The organism is Streptomyces sp. NPDC088707, assembly GCF_044752725.1.
In the GTDB taxonomy this organism is placed as follows: Bacteria; Actinomycetota; Actinomycetes; order Streptomycetales; family Streptomycetaceae; genus Streptomyces.
In genome coordinates this window covers 169,787-188,531 of record NZ_JBIVLV010000012.1, presented here as the reverse complement: position 1 = coordinate 188,531, position 18,745 = coordinate 169,787, and the positions used below count along the sequence as shown (strand labels likewise).

Below are 18,745 nucleotides of genomic sequence, written 5' to 3'. Positions count from 1 at the left end.
ACACGCTAGGCAGCGCGGAGCCCCGGATCCGGCTGGTCGGGCGGCAGTATGCGGGCAGTTCGGCGCGCGGCCGGCCGACGGGGGGACGCGCCGGGGCCCGTACGGCGGTGGTGCTGCCGTACGGGCCCCTGGCCGTCCAGGTGTTCAGATCCGGGCGGTACGGGCGGGCCTCAGGCGCCTGGCCAGGACCCGTCCGATCTCCCGCAGCGGCTCCGCCTCGGTCATCCGGGCGTGCTCGCAGTCGACGGCGAACTCCTCGACCCGTCCGGTCACATACGGCGCCCACGCCTCGGAACCCGACGAGGGAGCCGGAGTGCCGGTGGCGTCGAAGAACACCGCGTCGCCGCCGAACCGGACGTCCGGCACGTACCGGTACCGCATCCGCAGGTTGTCGAGGGTGGCCGCCACGACGGCCGCCGCCTGCGCGTGTTCGAGGGCGCCGAGCACCGGGTCCGACCGGCGCAGCGCGTCGGCGAGTTCGCCGAAGTCCGGCGTGGTGTCCGCGCAGCGCACCTCCACCGTCTCGCCGGCGGAGCCGAGCAGGGCGGTCAGCACGTGCCGGCCGTCGATCTCCGGCGCACGGAACCCGTCGGGCAGCGGATAGGAGTCGAGCAGGGCCAGCAGGGCCACGTCCTCCCCCGCCGCCTCCAGCCTGGCCGCCACGGCGTGCGCGACCAGACCGCCGAAGGACCAGCCGAGCAGGTGGTACGGGCCGTGCGGCTGGATCCTGCGGATCTCGGCGAGGTAGTCGTCGGCCATCTCCTCGATGGAGGACGGCGCGTCGTGCGGGCCGCCGAGCCTGCGGGCCTGGAGCGCGACGACCGGCCGGTCCTGGTCGAGGTGGGGCAGCAGACCGGCGTACCCCCAGCTCACCCCGGACACGGCGTGGACGCAGAACAGGGGCGGTTCACCGGCGTTCGTCTCGGCGACGGCCCGGATGGGCAGCACGGTGCCGAGGGGGTCGTCGCCGCTGCCCGCCGCGATCTGCTCGGCGAGAAGGGCCGGCGTGGGACTGCGGAACAGGTCGCTGATGGTGATGCGGGTGTCCCAGACGGCACGGATGCGGCTGATGAGGCGGGTGGCGCGGAGGGAGTGTCCGCCGCGGTGGAAGAAGTTGTCGTCGATGCTGACGGATTCGAGTCCGAGGTTGTCGGCGAAGAGTCCGCAGAGGATCTCCTCGGCCGGGTTGCGGGGTGCTCGGCCGCCCTCGGAGGCGGTGGTGTCGTCGGGGGCGGGGAGCGCACGGCGGTCGAGCTTGCCGTTGACGGTACGAGGCAGGGCGTCGAGGACCACGAAGGCCGAGGGCACGAGGTGTTCGGGCAGGCGGCCGGCGACGTGCCGGCGCAGGTCTTCAGGGGCCGTGTCGCCGACCACGTAGGCGACAAGGCGCTTGTCGCCGGGCCGGTCCTCCCGTACGACCGCGGCGGCCTGGACCACCGCATCGTGCGCCATCAGAGCGGCTTCGATCTCACCGGGCTCGATACGGAAGCCACGGAGCTTGATCTGCTCGTCACCACGCCCCAGGTACTCCAGGGCACCCTGCTTGTTCCAGCGGGCCAGGTCGCCTGTGCGATACATGCGAGCCCCGGCGGGGCCGTAGGGGTTGGCGACGAAACGGTCCGCCGTGAGTGCCGACTGGCCGATGTAGCCGTGCGCGAGACCGTGCCCGGCCACGTACAGCTCCCCCGGCACACCCGGAGCCACCAGCTCCAGGTTCGCGTCCAGCACATACGCGTGCTTGCCGGCCAGCGGACCACCCACCGGAATGCTCGCCGCACCCGCGGCCACCCCCGGCTCGATCACGAACACCGTCGTGAACCCCATGCTCTCCGCCGGCCCGTAACCGTTGAGCAGATGCAGCTGCGGGTGGTCGGCCAGAGCCCTGGCCGTGTGGGTCGGGGACGCCGCTTCACCGGCGGTCATGGCCTCCTTGACGTGGGCGAAGGTCTGGGGGTGGTCGTCGAGCATGTGGTTGAAGAGGCTCGCCGACATCTGCAGGGAGGTGACCTGGTGCCGCTCGACCAGCTCCGCGATCAGATGAGGGTCGGTGTGCTGACCGGGCTGGAGGACGCACACGCCGCCGTGCAGCAGCGGGCCGAAGACCTCCAGGGCGAACGCGTCCCACGAGACCGGCGAGCACTGCAGGAACGTCTGCTCCGGACCGAAGGCCAGATAGTCCGGACCGACGAACGTCGCCGCCAGCGCACGATGCGAGGCCATCACGCCCTTCGGGAGACCCGTCGAGCCCGACGTGAACATCACACACGCCACCGACTCCGGCGACCCGCCCGTCTCCACCGCCGCGCCCGACAGTCCGCTCACCTCGGCGATCTCGGCCGTCAGATCGACGACCACCGCCTCCGTGGCGAGCCGCGACAGATGCGACTGGGTGACGAGAGCGGCCGGCGTGACCTGCTCCAACACCCCGTTCAACCGCTCGACCGGGAACAGCGGGTCCAGCATCGTGTACCCGGCACCCGCCTTCAGCACGGCGAGCAGCGCCGCCACCATCTGCGGCGATCGCTCCACATGCACACCCACCAGATCACCCGGGCGCACACCCCGACCTGTCAGATGACGAGCCAACCGGTTCGACCAGACGTCCAACTCCCCGTACGAGACCACCTGATCCTCGAAGACCAGCGCCGTCGCCTCCGGCGACCGCGCCGCCTGCCCCACGAACAGACCGTCCAGGCCGAGTTCCGGACCGTCGGTCCGTGCGCCGGCCCACGCGGCGAGCTGTTCCCGCTCGTCCTCCTGGAGGAGCGCCATCGCGCCGACGCGGGCGTCGGGTTCGGTCGCGGCGGACTGCAGGAGCAGCAGCATGCGGTCCAGCAGACGAGTGATCGTTTCGGGGTCGTACAGGTCGGTGGCGTACTCGACGGTGATGTCGAGCCCGTCCGGGCTCCCGTCGGCCGCACGCCGCTCACCGAACGCGAAGGTCAGGTCGAACTTGGCGATCCGCAACTCCGGAGCCACGAACTCCGCCCGCAGATCCCCGAGTCCAGGTGCGCCCACCGCCGTGTCACCCACGGTGAGCATCACCTGGAACAACGGATGCCGAGACGCCGAACGCTCCGGATTGAGCACCTCGACGAGCCGGTCGAACGGAAGGTCCTGATGAGCCCACGCGGAAAGATCCGTTTCCCGCACCCGGCCCAACACCTCACGGAAGGTGGGATCACCACCCACATCCGTACGCAGAACCAACGTATTGACGAAGAAGCCCACGAGATCGTCGAGAGCCTGATCCGTCCGCCCCGCGACCGGCGAACCGATCGGGACGTCACTGCCGGCACCACACCGTGACAGGAGGGTGGCGACAGCGGCCTGAGCGACCATGAACAGGGTGGTTCCGGTCTCACGCGCCAGCCCGGTCAGGGCAGCGTGCGTGTGCGCGGGGGCGGTCACCTTGTGGGTGGCCCCGCGATAGGAGGCGACGGCCGGCCGAGGCCGGTCCGCGGGCAGTGTCGCCTCCTCGGGCAGTTCGGCCAGCTGCTGTCGCCAGAAGGCGACTTGGCGCTCCTCATCGATGGCGAGGAGACTCCGCTGCCACAGGGTGTAGTCGGCGTACTGGACCGGGAGCGGCGCCCAGTCGGGCGCGGCGCCCGCGCCGCGGGCCGTGTACGCCGTGGCGAGGTCCCGCAGAAGCGGGCCGTTCGACCAGCCGTCGGAGGCGATGTGGTGCATCACCACCAGAAGCACGTGCTTCCCGGGGGACAGCTCCAGCAGGTCCGCGCGGATGGGCAGATCCGTGGAGAGGTCGAACGTGGTGCCGGACAGTCCGGCCAGCACCTGGGGCAGCGACTCCTCCGTCACCGGGATCACCGGGAGCGCGAGGTCGGTCGCCGCGAGGGAGCGGATCGCCTGGTGCGGCGAGCCCCCCTCTGAGGGGAAGGAGGTCCGAAGGGATTCGTGGCGCGCGACGACGTCGACGAGCGCGAGGCGCAGGGACTCGACGTCGATGGCGCCGGTGAGCCGCACGGCCAGGGGAATGTTGTACGTGGGTGAGGGCCCTTCCAGCTGGTCGAGGAACCAGAGGCGTTGCTGGGCGGAGGACAGCGGGAGCCGCTCGGGCCGCTCCCCCGCCACCAGCGCGGGGCGCTCTTCGTCACCGGCGCCGCTCACCGCGATCAGCTCGGCGAGCCGCGCGACGGTCGGGTGCTGGAAGATCTCCCGCACGCCGAGCCGCACGCCGAAGGCGTCGCGGATCCTGGAGGTGAGCTTGGTGGCGCGGAGGGAGTGTCCGCCGCGGTGGAAGAAGTTGTCGTCGATGCTGACGGATTCGAGTCCGAGGTTGTCGGCGAAGAGTCCGCAGAGGATCTCCTCGGCCGGGTTGCGGGGAGCCCGTCCGCCCTCGGAGGCCGTGGTGTCGTCGGGGGCGGGGAGCGCCCGGCGGTCCAGTTTGCCGTTGACGGTACGAGGCAGGGCGTCGAGGACCACGAAGGCCGAGGGCACGAGGTGTTCGGGCAGGCGGGCGGCCACGTGCCGGCGCAGATCCTCCGGGGCCGCTTCACCGACCACGTAGGCGACCAGACGTTTGTCGCCGGGCCGGTCCTCCCGTACGACCGCGGCGGCCTGGACCACCGAGGCATGCGCCATCAGAGCGGCTTCGATCTCACCGGGCTCGATACGGAAGCCACGGAGCTTGATCTGCTCGTCACCACGGCCTAGGTACTCCAGGGCACCCTGCTTGTTCCAGCGGGCCAGGTCGCCTGTGCGATACATGCGAGCCCCGGCAGGACCGTAGGGGTTCGCGACGAAACGGTCCGCCGTGAGTGCCGACTGGCCGATGTAGCCGTGGGCGAGACCGTGCCCGGCCACGTACAGCTCCCCGGGAACGCCCGGGGCCACCAGCTCCAGGTTCGCGTCCAGGACGTACGCGTGCTTGCCGGCCAGCGGACCACCCACCGGAATGCTCGCCGCACCCGCGGCCACCCCCGGCTCGATCACGAACACCGTCGTGAACCCCATGCTCTCCGCCGGACCGTAGCCGTTGAGCAGATGCAGCTGCGGGTGGTCGGTGAGGGCGCGGGTGACGTGCGCGGGTGAGGCGGCCTCCCCCGCCGTCATGGCCTCGCGGATCCCCCTGAAGACCGACGGGTACTCGTCGAGCATGTGGTTGAAGAGGCTCGCGGACATCTGGAGCGTGGTGACCTGGTGCTGTTCCACCAGCTCCGCGATCAGGTACGGGTCGGTGTGCTGGCCGGGCTGGAGGACGCACACGCCGCCGTGCAGCAGCGGGCCGAAGACCTCCAGGGCGAACGCGTCCCACGAGACCGGCGAGCACTGCAGGAACGTCTGCTCCGGACCGAAGGCCAGATAGTCCGGACCGACGAACGTCGCCGCCAGCGCACGATGCGAGGCCATCACACCCTTCGGCAGACCCGTCGAGCCCGACGTGAACATCACACACGCCACCGACTCCGGCGACCCGCCCGTCTCCACCGCCGCGCCCGACAGCCCGCTCACCTCGGCGATCTCGGCCGTCAGATCGACGACCACCGCGCTCGTGGACAGCGTCGACAGATGCGACTGGGTGATCAGGGCAGCCGGCGTAACCTGCTCAAGGACGCCGTTCAACCGCTCGACCGGGAACAGCGGGTCCAGCATCGTGTACCCGGCACCTGTCTTCAGCACGGCGAGCAGCGCCGCCACCATCTGCGGCGAACGCTCCACATGCACACCCACCAGATCACCCGGGCGCACACCCCGACCCGTCAGATGACGAGCCAGCCGGTTCGACCAGACGTCCAACTCCCCGTACGAGACCACCTGATCCTCGAAGACCAGCGCCGTCGCCTCCGGCGACCGCGCCGCCTGCCCCACGAACAGACCGTCCAGGCCCAGTCGGGGCGCGTCGGTGGCCGGTCCCGACCACTCGGTCAGACGCCGGTCCTCCTCGTCGCTGAGCAGTGCCAGCCGGGAGACCGGCCGGTCGGGGTCGGTCGCCGCGTCCGTCAGGAGGCGGGTGAGGCGGTGCGCGACGGCCTCGGCCGTGGAGCGCTCGTAGAGGTCGGTGGCGTACTCGACGGTGATGTCGAGCCCGTCCGGGCTCCCGTCGGCCGCACGCCGCTCACCGAACGCGAAGGTCAGGTCGAACTTGGCGATCCGCAACTCCGGATCCACGAACTCCGCCCGCAGATCCCCGAGTCCAGGTGCGCCCACCGCCGTGTCACCCACGGTGAGCATCACCTGGAACAACGGATGCCGAGACGCCGAACGCTCCGGATTGAGCACCTCGACGAGCCGGTCGAACGGAAGGTCCTGATGAGCCCACGCGGAAAGATCCGTTTCCCGCACCCGGCCCAACACCTCACGGAAGGTGGGATCACCACCCACATCCGTACGCAGAACCAACGTATTGACGAAGAAGCCCACGAGATCATCGAGAGCCTGATCCGTCCGCCCCGCGACCGGCGAACCGATCGGGACATCTGTGCCGGCGCCACACCGCGAGAGCACGGTGGCCACGGCGGCCTGGGCCACCATGAAGGCGGTGGTGCCGGTCTCCCGTGCGAGCCCGGTCAGCGCCCGGTGGACCGGGGCGGGGCAGGACACGGTGAGGGTGGCGCCCTGGTAGGAGGCGACGGCGGGCCGGGGCCGGTCCGCCGGCAGCGTGGCCTCCTCCGGGAGGTCGGCCAACGCCGCCCGCCAGTGGTTGAGTTGGGGAAGCTGCTCGGCGCCGAGGAGATCACGCTGCCACAGGGTGTAGTCGGCGTACTGGACCGGGAGCGGCGCCCAGTCGGGCGCGACGCCCGCGCCGCGGGCCTCGTAGGCGCGGTCGAGATCGGCGAAGAAGGGGGCGTTCGACCAGCCGTCGGAGGCGATGTGGTGGGTGACGACCATCAGGACGTGCTCCTCGGTGGCCAGCTCGAACAGGGCCGCGCGGATGGGCAGTTCGGCGGTGAGGTCGAAGACCCCGGCGCTCTCGTCGGCGAGCAGTCCCGGGAGTTGCTCCTCCGTCGCCTTCGCCGTCACCAGGGGTACGTCGATCCCGTCGGCGGCGAGGATGTGCTGGTGGGCCTCGCCGTCGGCGGTCCTGAAGACGGTTCGCAGGGACTCGTGGCGCACGACGGCGTCGTGGAGCGCGAGACGCAGGGCGTCGGTGTCGAGGCTGCCGGTGAGCCGTACGGCCAGCGGGATGTTGTAGGTGGCCGACGGGCCTTCCAACTGGTCGAGGAACCAGAGGCGTTGCTGCGCCGACGACAGCGGCACCCGTTCGGGACGGTCCTGGACCGTCAGCGCGGGGCGGGCCGGCTCGCCGCTTCCCGCCGCGACGAGCTCGGCGAGCTGGGCCACGGTCGGGTGCTGGAAGATGTCGCGGACGGTGATCCGCGCGCCGAGGGCTGCGCGGATCCGGCTGACCAGCCGGGTGGCGAGCAGGGAGTGCCCGCCGAGCCGCAGGAAGTGGTCGTCGACGGTGACGGAGGTCCGGCCGAGGACGTCGGCGAAGAGTCCGCACAGCACCTCCTCGACGGGGTTGCGCGGGGCCCGTCCGTCGCTCTCACCGGTCAGCACGGGCTGCGGCAGGGCGCGGCGGTCGAGCTTGCCGTTGCCGGTCAGCGGGAGGGCGTCCAGGACGACGAAGGCGGACGGCACCATGTACTCGGGCAGGGCGTCGACGGCGTGCCGGCGCAGGGCGGCGGTGTCGACCTCGCCGCTCGCGGTTCCGGAGTCACCGCCGTCGGCGCCGTTACCGCCGTTGCCGACGACGTAGGCGACGAGCCGCTTGTCCCCCGGCCGGTCCTCGCGGACGATCACGGCGGCCTGGGCCACGGAGTCGTGGGCGACGAGCGCCGACTCGATCTCCCCGGGCTCGATGCGGAAGCCGCGCAGCTTCACCTGCTGGTCCGCCCGCCCCAGGTACTCGATCTCGCCCTCCCGCGACCAGCGCACCAGGTCGCCGGTCCGGTACATCCGCGAGCCGGCGTCGGAGCCGTACGGGTCCGCGACGAACCGCTCGGCGGTCTGGGCCGGGCGGCCCAGGTAGCCGCGGGCGAGTCCGGCGCCCGCGATGTACAGCTCGCCGGGGACTCCGGGGGCGACCAGGCCGAGGTGGTCGTCGAGGACGTACAGGCGGGTGTTGTCGAGGGGCCGGCCGATGGGCAGCGCGCCGTCGTAGTCGAAGGGCCTGCGCACCGGGTGGGAGGTCGCGAACGTCGTCGTCTCGGTCGGGCCGTAGCCGTTGACCACGGTCAGGTCCGGGCAGGCCTCCATCACCCGGCGCACCGCCTCCGGCGGCACCACGTCGCCGCCCGTCCACACCTCCCCGAGCCCGGCGAACGCGCCCGGGTCCTCCTCCGCGACCAGCCGGAACAGACCGGCGGTCAGCCACAGGCCGGTGATGGACTCCTGGGCGAGGACCGCCGCCATCGCCGCCGTGTCGAGGACGCCGGGCGGGGCGACCGCCACGGTGCCGCCCGTCAGCCAGGGCGCCCACAGTTCGTACGTCGTGGCGTCGAAGGTGTGCGGGGAGTGGAAGAGCACCCGCCCGTGGGAGGGCCGGGTCCAGCGGTGGTCGAGGGCGAGTTCGGCGACGTTGCGGTGGGTGATGGCGACGCCCTTGGGCAGGCCCGTCGAGCCCGAGGTGAACATCACGTACAGCCACTGGTCGGGGTGCGTGGCGACCTGGGGGGCGGTCTCCGGGTGGGCGTCGAGCTCCTGGTCCCGGTCGAGCCCGTCGACCGGGACGATCCGAACGCCGGTCGCCTCGGTGAGGATCTCGTGGCCGGCGAGCGCCGGGTCGACGAGCAGGACGGGCGCGGCGGTGTCGGCGAGGATGCGGGAGAGCCGGGAGGCCGGGTCGACGGCGTTGAGCGGGGCGTACACGCCGCCGGCCTTGGTGATGGCGAGCAGGGACAGGACCAGGTCGACCGAGCGTTCCATGAGGACGGCGACGACGGTCTCGGGTCCCACGCCGAGCGAGCCGAGACGGTGCGCGAACCGGTTGGTGAGGGCGTCCACCTCGGCGTACGTGTAGCTGCGGCCGGCCTGGGTCAGGGCCACCGCCTCCGGAGTGCGTACGGCCTGCTCGGTGAAGAGGGCGGCGAGGGAGGCGTCCGGCACGGGGGTGGCGCGGCCCGTCCAGGTGTCCAGGAGCAGGGTGCGCTCGGCCGCGTCGAGCAGGTCGAGTCCGGAGAGCGGTGTGTCGGGGTGGGCGACGGCCTCGGCGAGCAGTCGGCCGAGCCGGGCGAGCAGCGCCTCGACGGTCTCGGGGTCGTACAGGTCGGTGGCGTACTCGGCGGTGATGTCGAGACCGCCCGGGCGGCCGTCCTCGGTGAGGTGCTCGTCGAATCCGACGGTGAGGTCGAACTTGGCGGTGCTGGTGGGCGAGTACTCGGCTCGCGTCCTGAGGCCGGGGAAGTCGGCGTCCGCGGACGAGGTCCCCGATGCGCTCGCTCCCGCCTGCACCAGCGTCAGCATCACCTGGAAGAGGGGGTGCCGGTCGCCGGTGCGCTCGGGGTTGAGGGCCTCGACGAGCCGGTCGAAGGGCAGGTCCTGGTGCGCCCAGGCGGCCAGGTCGGTGGCCCGGACCCGCTCCAGGAGCTCGCGGAAGGTCGGGTCGCCGCTGACGTCGGTGCGCAGCACCAGGGTGTTCACGAAGAAGCCCACGAGGTCGTCGAGCGCCTCGTCGGTGCGGCCCGCGACCGGGGAGCCGACGGGGACGTCGGTCCCGGCGCCGGAGGCGGCGAGCACGGTCGCGAGCGCCGCCTGCGCCGCCATGAAGAGGGTGGCGCCGCTCCCCCTGGCCAGCTCGACGAGCGCCGCGTGGGTCGCCGGCGGGCAGTGGAGGGTGCGGGTGTCGCCGCGGTAGGAGGCGACGGCGGGGCGCGGCCGGTCCGCCGGGAGGGTGGCCTCGGCGGGGAGTCCGGCCAGTCGCTCGCGCCAGTAGGCGATCTGCCGCGCCATGACGCTGTCCTCGGCGTCGGCCTCGCCGAGCAGTTCGTGCTGCCAGAGGGTGTAGTCGGCGTACTGGATCTCCAGCGGTTCCTGCTCGGGGGCACGGCCTGCGACGCGGGCCCGGTAGGCGTGGGCGAGGTCGCGGAGCAGCGGGGCGATGGACCAGCCGTCGGAGGCGATGTGGTGCATGACGACGAGCAGGACGTGCTCGTCCGTGTCGGCGTCGGCCGGCGGGACGCGCTCGTCGACCGCGCCGCCCTGCCCGGCCTCCTTCGCGAGGCGGATCAGCCGTGCCTCCACCGGCAGGTCGACGGCCAGGTCGAAGACATGGGCCGACTCGGCGGCGAGGACGTCCGCGAGGGTCTCCTCGCTCGCCGTGAGGACGGGCAGGCCGAGCCGTACGTCCCCGGCCTCGCGTATCTCCTGGTACGGCGTGCCGTCGCGCTCCGGGTAGACGGTGCGCAGGCTCTCGTGCCGGGCGATCACGTCGCCGAGGGCCAGGGTCAGCGCCTCGGTGTCGAGGGTGCCGGTGAGGCGGAGGGCCAGCGGGATGTTGTAGGTCGCCGACGGGCCCTCGAGCTGGGCGAGGAACCACAGGCGCTGCTGGGCGTATGACAGGGGAATCACTGGGAGGCTCCCATCCGGCGCATCGGCCGCAGCTTGGGTCGCGCGGTCTCGGCGCGGTCGAGTCGCTCGGCCAGGGCGGCCACGTTCGGGTTCTCGAAGAGGGTGGGGACCGGGAGTTCGGCCCCGAGGGCGGTGCGGATCCGGCTGATCAGCCGGGTGGCGAGCAGGGAGTGGCCGCCGAGGCGGAAGAAGTCGTCGTCGATGGTGACGGCGGGGACGCCGAGGACGTCGGCGAAGAGGCCGCACAGGACTTCCTCGCGCGGGTTGCGCGGCTGCCGACCGCTGCCGGCGGTCGTGGCGGCGGGTGCGGGCAGGGCGCGGCGGTCCAGCTTGCCGTTCGAGGTCAGCGGCAGGGCGTCCAGGACCACGAACGCGGACGGGACCATGTAGTCGGGCAGGAGGCCGTCGGCGTGGGCGCGGAGCAGGTCGGGGTCCGGGGCGGTGCCGCCGTGGCCGACGAGGTAGGCGACGAGCCGCTTGTCCCCCGGCCGGTCCTCGCGGACGATCACGGCGGCCTGGGCCACGGAGTCGTGGCTGACGAGGGCCGACTCGATCTCGCCCGGCTCGATGCGGAACCCGCGCAGCTTCACCTGCTGGTCCGCCCGCCCCAGGTACTCGATCTCCCCCTGCCGCGACCAGCGCACCAGGTCGCCGGTCCGGTACATCCGTGAGCCCGGCGGCCCGTACGGGTCGGCGACGAACCGTTCGGCGGTGAGCGCCGGCCGGTCGAGGTAGCCCTGGGCGAGTCCCGTGCCCGCGATGTACAGCTCGCCCTGGACGCCGGCGGGCAGCAGGCCGAGGTGCTCGTCGAGGACGTAGAGCCGGGTGTTGTCGATGGGGCGGCCGATGGGCAGCGCGCCCTGGTAGTCGAAGGGCCGGTGGATCTCGTGGGAGGTCGCGAACGTCGTCGTCTCCGTCGGGCCGTACGCGTTGACCACGGTCAGGTTCGGGCAGGCGTCCATCACCCGGCGCACCGCCTCGGGCGGTACCACGTCGCCGCCCGTCCACACCTCCCCGAGCCCCGCGAACGCGCTCGGGTCCTCCTCCGCGACCAGCCGGAACAGACCCACCGTCAGCCACAGACCGGTGATCGACTCCGCGGCGAGGACCGAGGCGAGCGCCGCCGTGTCGAGCAGGCCGGGCGGGGCCACCACGAGGGTGCCGCCGGACAGCAGGGGCGCCCACAGCTCGTACGTCGTGGCGTCGAAGGCGAGCGGCGAGTGCAGCAGCACACGGCGGTGGGCGTCGCCCGTGAACCGGGTGTCGGCGGCCAGCTCGGTGATGTTGCGGTGGGTGACGGCGACGCCCTTCGGCACGCCGGTCGAGCCGGAGGTGAACATCGCGTAGGCGAGCTGCTCGGGGTGGACGTCGACCTCGGGGGCGGTGTCGGGCAGGTCTCCCGCGTCCGCCTGAGCGAGCGTCATCATGCGTGCGTCCGAGGGCAGTTCGAGGTCCACGACGTCACGGTCCGTGAGGAACAGGCTCCCGCCGGACATCCGCACGATCAGCTCGATGCGGTCCGCCGGGTAGCGGGTGTCCAGCGGTACGTACACCGCGCCCGCCTTCACCACCGCGAGGATCGCCACGACGGCTTCCAGGGAGCGTTCCAGGAAGAGGACCACGCGCGATCCGGGCCGGACGCCCTCGGCGATCAGCCGGTGGGCCAGCCGGTTGGCGCGCCGGTCGAGGTCCGCGTACGTCAGCCGCTCTGCGCCGAGCGTGACGGCGACGGCGTCCGGTGTACGGGCGACCTGCGCGGCGAACAGCTGCGGCAGCGAGGCGGCGGGGCGGGACTGCGCGGCTCCGTGCCAGGTGTCGAGGAGCTGGGTGCGTTCGTCGGCCGCCAGGACATCGAGGTCTCCGATCGGGACGTCGGGGGCGCCGGCCGCCGCTTCGAGGAGCCGGACCAGCCGCCCGGTGACGGCCGAGACACTGGCCGCCTCGTAGAGGTCGGTGGCGTACTCGACGGTGATGCCCAGGCCGGCCGGGCCGCCGTCGGCCGCCCGGTGCTCGTGGAAGGTGAACGTGAGGTCGAACTTGGCGATGTCGAGCGCCGTGAACTCCGACTCGGCCCGCAGGCCGCGGAGTTCGGGCACGGGGCCGGCCGCGTCGGTGACCGAGAGCATGACCTGGAAGAGCGGGTGGCGGGCGGCGGAGCGCTCGGGGTTGAGGGTCTCCACGAGCCGGTCGAAGGGCACGTCCTGGTGCGCCCAGGCGGCCAGGTCGGTGGCCCGGACCCGCTCCAGGAGCTCGCGGAAGGTCGGGTTGCCGCTCACGTCGGTGCGCAGCACCAGCGTGTTCACGAAGAAGCCGACCAGGTCTTCGAGGGCCTCGTCGGTCCGTCCGGCGACCGGCGAGCCGAGCGGGATGTCCGCGCCGGCGCCGGAACGCGACAGGAGGACCGCGGTGGCCGCCTGCGCCACCATGAAGAGCGTCGTGCCGTTCTCGCGGGCCAGCCGGGTGAGCGCCGTGTGCAGGTCCGCGGGGCACTGGACGGTGAGGGAGGCGCCCCGGTACGAGGCGGTGGCCGGCCGGGCCCGGTCGGCGGGCAGCGTCACCTCCTCCGGGAGCCGGTCGAGCGCCTTGCGCCAGTGGTCGAGCTGCCGCTCCTCGTCGGCGGCGAGCAGGGCCTGCTGCCAGAGGGCGTAGTCCGCGTACTGGACGGGCAGCGGCTCCCACTCGGGCGCCGAGCCCCCGATGCGGGCGGTGTAGGCGGCGCCGAGGTCCCGCATGAGGGGCGTGTTGGACCAGCCGTCGGAGGCGATGTGGTGGGTCACGAGGAGCAGCACGTGCTCGTCGTCCGCGATCCGCACCAGGTCGGCGCGGACGGGCAGTTCGCGGGCCAGGTCGAAGGTCGTGGCGGACAGGTCGCGCAGGACCGCGGGCAGTGCGTCGCGCGTCGCCGGGATGACCGGCAGGTCGAGCTGCGCCCCCGCGGCCGGCACGACCACCTGGTGGGGCGTGCCCTGCTCGGCGGGGAAGACCGTGCGCAGCGCCTCGTGCCGCCCGACGACGTCGGACAGGGCGAGCCGCAGCGCGTCGGCGTCGAGGACGCCGGTGAGGCGTACGGCGAGGGGGATGTTGTACGTGGCCGACGCGCCCTCCATCTGGGTCAGGAACCAGAGCCTCCGCTGGGCGGCGGACAGCGGCACCCGCTCGGGCCGCTCGCCCGCCACGAGGGCCGGCCGCCGCCCCTGCCCGTCGGCACCGGGGTCGGCGAGGAACTCGGCGAATCCGGCGACGGAGGGGCAGCGGAAGAGGTCGCGGACGGACACCTGCGCCCCCAGCGTGTGCCGGATGCGGCTGACCAGCCGTGTCCCGAGCAGGGAGTGTCCGCCGAGGCGGAAGAAGTCGTCGTCGATGGAGACGGCGGGCAGTCCGAGCGCGTCGGCGAAGAGCCCGCACAGCACCTCCTCGACGGGGGTGCGGCCCTGCCGGCCGCCGGGTCCGGTGCCGAGCCTGGGCGCGGGCAGGGCACGGCGGTCGAGCTTGCCGTTGGCGGTCAGGGGAAGGACGTCGAGCTCGACCAGCGCGGAGGGGACCATGTACTCGGCGAGCCGCTGCGCGCAGTGGCGTCGCAGGCCGTCGGTGTCGATACGGATTCCCGGCGCGGGGACGACGTAGGCGACGAGGCGCTTGTCGCCGGGCCGGTCCTCCCGCACGATCACCGCGGCCTGCGCCACCGAGTCATGGGCGAGAAGCGCGGTCTCGATCTCACCGAGCTCGATGCGGAAACCACGCAGCTTCACCTGCTGATCCGCACGCCCCTCGAACACCACCTCACCGAACTCGTTCCACCGCGCCAGGTCACCCGTCCGGTACATCCGCTCACCGGCCGGACCGAACGGATCCGCCACGAACCGCTCGGCACTCAGCGCCGACCGGCCCACATAACCCCGGGCCAGATGGCTGCCGGCGACGTACAGCTCCCCGACCACCCCGGGCACGACGGGCCGCAGCCCCTCGTCGAGCACGTACATCCGGGTGTTCGCCATCGGCACCCCCAGGTGCAGCCGCTCCACCACCCGCTCACCCGGCTCGAAAGCCTGATAACTGCAGAACACCGTCGACTCCGTCGGACCGTACGCGTGCACCACCGACGTGTCCGGGCAGGCGTCCAGGACCCGCCGAAGGGCCGGGGCCGACAGCACGTCGCCGCCCGTCCAGATCTCCGCGAGCCCGGCGAGCGACTCCACCGCCTCCGACGCCATCGCGTCGAAGAGGGCCGTCGTGAAGTACACAGCCGAGATCCGCTGCTCCACGATCGCCCGGGCCAGCTCACCGATGTCCACCTTCGGCGCGCTCAGCACCACCGCCGTCCCCCCGCTCAGGAGCGGCACCCACAGCTCGTACGTGGAGGAGTCGAAGGCAAGCGGCGAATACGCGAGCACCCGCCGGTGCCGCTCCCCCGAACCCGACGCCCACCACGGATCGAGCGCCAGCTCCACCACGTTCCGGTGAGTGTTCGCCACCCCCTTCGGCACACCACTCGAACCCGACGTGTACATCACGTACGCCGACTGGTCCGGGTGGACGGCCGGTTCAGGTGCGGCGACGCCGGTCTCGGCGAGAAGGGCCCGCACGTCGGGAGCCGGCAGCGTGTCCACGTCTCGGGCGAACCCGACGTCCCGGGCGGGGCGATCGGTGACGAGGAGCGGCGCGCCCGTGTCGGCGAGGATGAACGCGAGCCGCTCCTCCGGCTGACGCGGGTCCAGCGGCACGAAGGCACCACCCGCCTTGAGCACGGCGAGGGCCGCGACGACGAACTCGGCCGACCGGTCGAGGAAGAGGCCCACGGCGCCGCCCGGCCGGACTCCGTGCGCGGCGAGCCGGGCGGCGAACGCGTCCGACGCACGGTCGAGGTCGCGGTAGGTCGTCTCGCGCTCTCCGCACACGAGCGCCACGGCGTCCGGCGTCCGCGCGGCCTGGGCGGCGAACAGCTCGTGCAGCGCGCCCTCGGGAAGCGCCACGGCGGTGTCGTTGTAGTCGGCGAGCAGGGCGTGGCGCTGGGCGGAGGAGAGCAGTTCGATGTCGGCGACCCTGACGTCCGGGTCGGCGATGACGGCGTCCAGGACACGGGCCAGCCGTTCGCCGGCCGCCTCCACGGTGTCGGGGTCGTACAGGTCGGTGGCGTACTCGAGGACGATGTCGAGGCCGTTGGGGTGGCCGACACGGTCGCGGTGCTCGTAGAAGTTGACGGTGAGGTCGAACTTGGCGATGCCCGCGCTCAGTTGCCGGGTCTCGGCGCGGACGCCCGGCAGCCCGGGCGTGGCCTCGGCGGCCTCGGCGAGGGTGAGCATGACCTGGAAGAGGGGGTGGCGGGCGGCGGAGCGCTCGGGGTTGAGGGTCTCCACGAGCCGGTCGAAGGGCAGGTCCTGGTGCGCCCAGGCGCCGAGGTCGGTCTCCCGGACCCGGTCGAGGAGTTCACGGAAGGTCGGGTCGCCGGAGGCGTCGGTGCGCAGGACGAGGGTGTTGACGAAGAACCCGACCAGGTCCTCCAGGGCCTCGTCGGTCCGCCCGGCGACGAGCGAGCCGAGGGGGATGTCGGTGCCCGCCCCGGAACGGGACAGCAGGGCCACGGTGGCCGCCTGCGCCACCATGAACAGGGTGACGCCGTGCTCCCTTGCGAGGGTGCTGAGGGCCTGGTGGGTCTCCGCCGGGCAGTGCACGGTGTGGGTGGCGCCGCGGTAGGAGGCCACGACCGGGCGGGGCCGGCTGGTGGGCAGGGTGACCTCGGTGGGCAGCTGGGCGAGCGCCTCCCGCCAGTGGGCGAGCTGGCTCTCCTCGTGGTCGGCGAGCAGGTCGCGCTGCCAGAGGGCGTAGTCGGCGTACTGGGCCGGCAGCGGCTCCCACTCGGGCACCGCGCCCTGGGCGCGAGCCGTGTAGGCGGCGCCGAGGTCCCGCATGAGGGGCGTGTGGGACCAGCCGTCGGAGGCGATGTGGTGCACGACCAGGACGAGCACGCTCCGGGTCGGTGCCAGGTCGAGGAGCGCGGCGTGCAGGGGGAGTTCGGTGGCGAGGTCGAAGAGGTGCGCGGTCTCCTCCGCGAGCCGGGCGGGCAGCTCGTCGTCGGTGACGGTGGCGACGGTGAGCGGCACGGTGACCTGCTCGGGGTCGGCGATGTGCTGGCGCGGTTCGCCCTCGTGCACCGGGTAGCTGGTCCGCAGGACCTCGTGGCGGGCGATCACGTCCCCGAGGGCCTGCCGCAGCACCTCGTGGTCGAGGGCGCCGGTGAGGTGTACGGCGAGGGGGATGTTGTATGTGGCGGAGGGGCCCTCCATCTGGTCGAGGAACCAGAGGCGGCGCTGGGCCGCGGAGAGCGGGAGGTCGTCGTCGGACCGGCCGGCGGCGGTGAGCGCGGGGCGCGGGGCATGTCCGGCACCGGCGGTGATCAGCCGGGCGAGTCCGGCGACGGTCGGGTACAGGAAAAAGTCGCGGAGGGAGAGTTCGGTGGCGAGGGCGGTGCGGACGCGGCCGACCAGGCGGGTGGCGAGGAGGGAGTGTCCGCCGAGGCGGAAGAAGTCGTCGTCGATGGAGACGGCGGGCTCGCCGAGGGCGTCGGCGAACAGGCCGCACAGCACCTCCTCGACGGGGTTGCGCGGGGCCCGTCCGTCGCCCTCGCCGCTCAGCACGGGCTGCGGCAGGGCGCGGCGGTCGAGCTTGCCGTTCGCGGTCAGGGGCAGTTCGGCGAGCTCGACGAACGCGGAGGGGACCATGTACTCGGCGAGGCGGTCGGTGCTGTGACCGTGGAGGGCCTCGGTGTCGATGCGGGTGTCGAGGGCGGGGACGACGTAGGCGACGAGGCGCTTGTCGCCGGGCCGGTCCTCCCGCACGATCACCGCGGCCTGCGCCACCGAGTCATGGGCGAGAAGCGCGGTCTCGATCTCACCGAGCTCGATGCGGAAACCACGCAGCTTCACCTGCTGATCCGCACGCCCCTCGAAGACCACCTCACCGAACTCGTTCCACCGCGCCAGGTCACCCGTCCGGTACATCCGCTCACCGGCCGGACCGAACGGATCCGCCACGAACCGCTCGGCACTCAGCGCCGACCGGCCCACATAACCCCGGGCCAGGTGACTGCCGGCGACATACAGCTCTCCCACGGACCCGGGGAGGACATGCCGCAGCTCCTCGTCGAGCACGTACATCCGGGTGTTCGCCATCGGCACCCCCAGGTGCAGCCGCTCCACCACCCGCTCACCCGGCTCGAAAGCCTGATAACTGCAGAACACCGTCGACTCCGTCGGACCGTACGCGTGCACCACCGACGTGTCCGGGCAGGCGTCCAGGACCCGCCGAAGGGCCGGGGCCGACAGCACATCACCGCCCGTCCAGATCTCCGCGAGCCCGGCGAGCGACTCCACCGCCTCCGACGCCATCGCGTCGAAAAGCGCCGTCGTGAAGTACACCGCCGAGATCCGCTGCTCCACGATCGCCCGGGCCAGCTCACCGATGTCCACCTTCGGCACGCTCAACACCACCGCCGTCCCACCGCTCAGGAGCGGCACCCACAGCTCGTACGTGGAGGAGTCGAAGGCAAGCGGCGAATACGCGAGCACCCGCCGGTGCCGCTCCCCCGAACCCGACGCCCACCACGGATCGAGCGCCAGCTCCACCACGTTCCGGTGAGTGTTCGCCACCCCCTTCGGCACACCACTCGAACCCGACGTGTACATCACGTACGCCAACTCGTCCGGACGCACGCTCACGTCGAGGGCGGCCACGTCGTCCCGCTCCGGAACCGTCACGTCCTCCGCCAGCCGCAGCACCGGCAGGTCGCCGGCGAAGGCCACGTCCGGCCCGTCGCGGTCGGTGAGGAGGAGGACGGCCCCAGTGTCGGCGAGGATGAACGCCCGCCGCTCCTCCGGCTGACGCGGGTCCAGCGGCACATAGGCGCCACCCGCCTTGAGGACGGCGAGCATCGCGACGACGTAGGCGAGGGAGCGGTCCTGGAAGAGGCCGACGCCGTCGCCGGGCCGGACGCCCCGGTCCCGCAGGCGGTGGGCCAGGGCCGTGGCGGCCGAGTCCAGTTCGCGGTAGGTGAGTTCGCGTTCCCCGCACACCAGCGCCACGGCGTCCGGCGTCCGTGCGGCCTGGGCGGCGAACAACTCGTGCAGGGCGCCCTCGGGGAGCCGCACGGCGGTGCTGTTGTACGCGTCGATGTCGACGGCGGGAGCCTGGACGGAGTGCTGGTGAGACATCTTCTCGACAC

General features: G+C 72.6%; 2 protein-coding genes. Both read right to left on the bottom strand.

Going from position 1 to position 18,745, the window contains the following annotated elements:
• Positions 1-144: 144 nt before the first annotated feature.
• Positions 145-10,530 carry an amino acid adenylation domain-containing protein gene (locus ACIP84_RS31530; RefSeq protein WP_401802476.1) on the bottom strand — a complete coding sequence of 3,462 codons (10,386 nt, stop codon included), beginning with the start codon at positions 10,528-10,530 and terminating at the stop codon, positions 145-147.
• On the bottom strand, positions 10,527-18,734 hold the full coding sequence (locus ACIP84_RS31525; protein WP_401802475.1) for an amino acid adenylation domain-containing protein: 8,208 nt from the start codon (positions 18,732-18,734) through the stop codon (positions 10,527-10,529). Before ACIP84_RS31525 ends, ACIP84_RS31530 begins: the two co-directional genes overlap by 4 nt.
• Between the last annotated feature and the right edge of the window lie 11 nt (positions 18,735-18,745).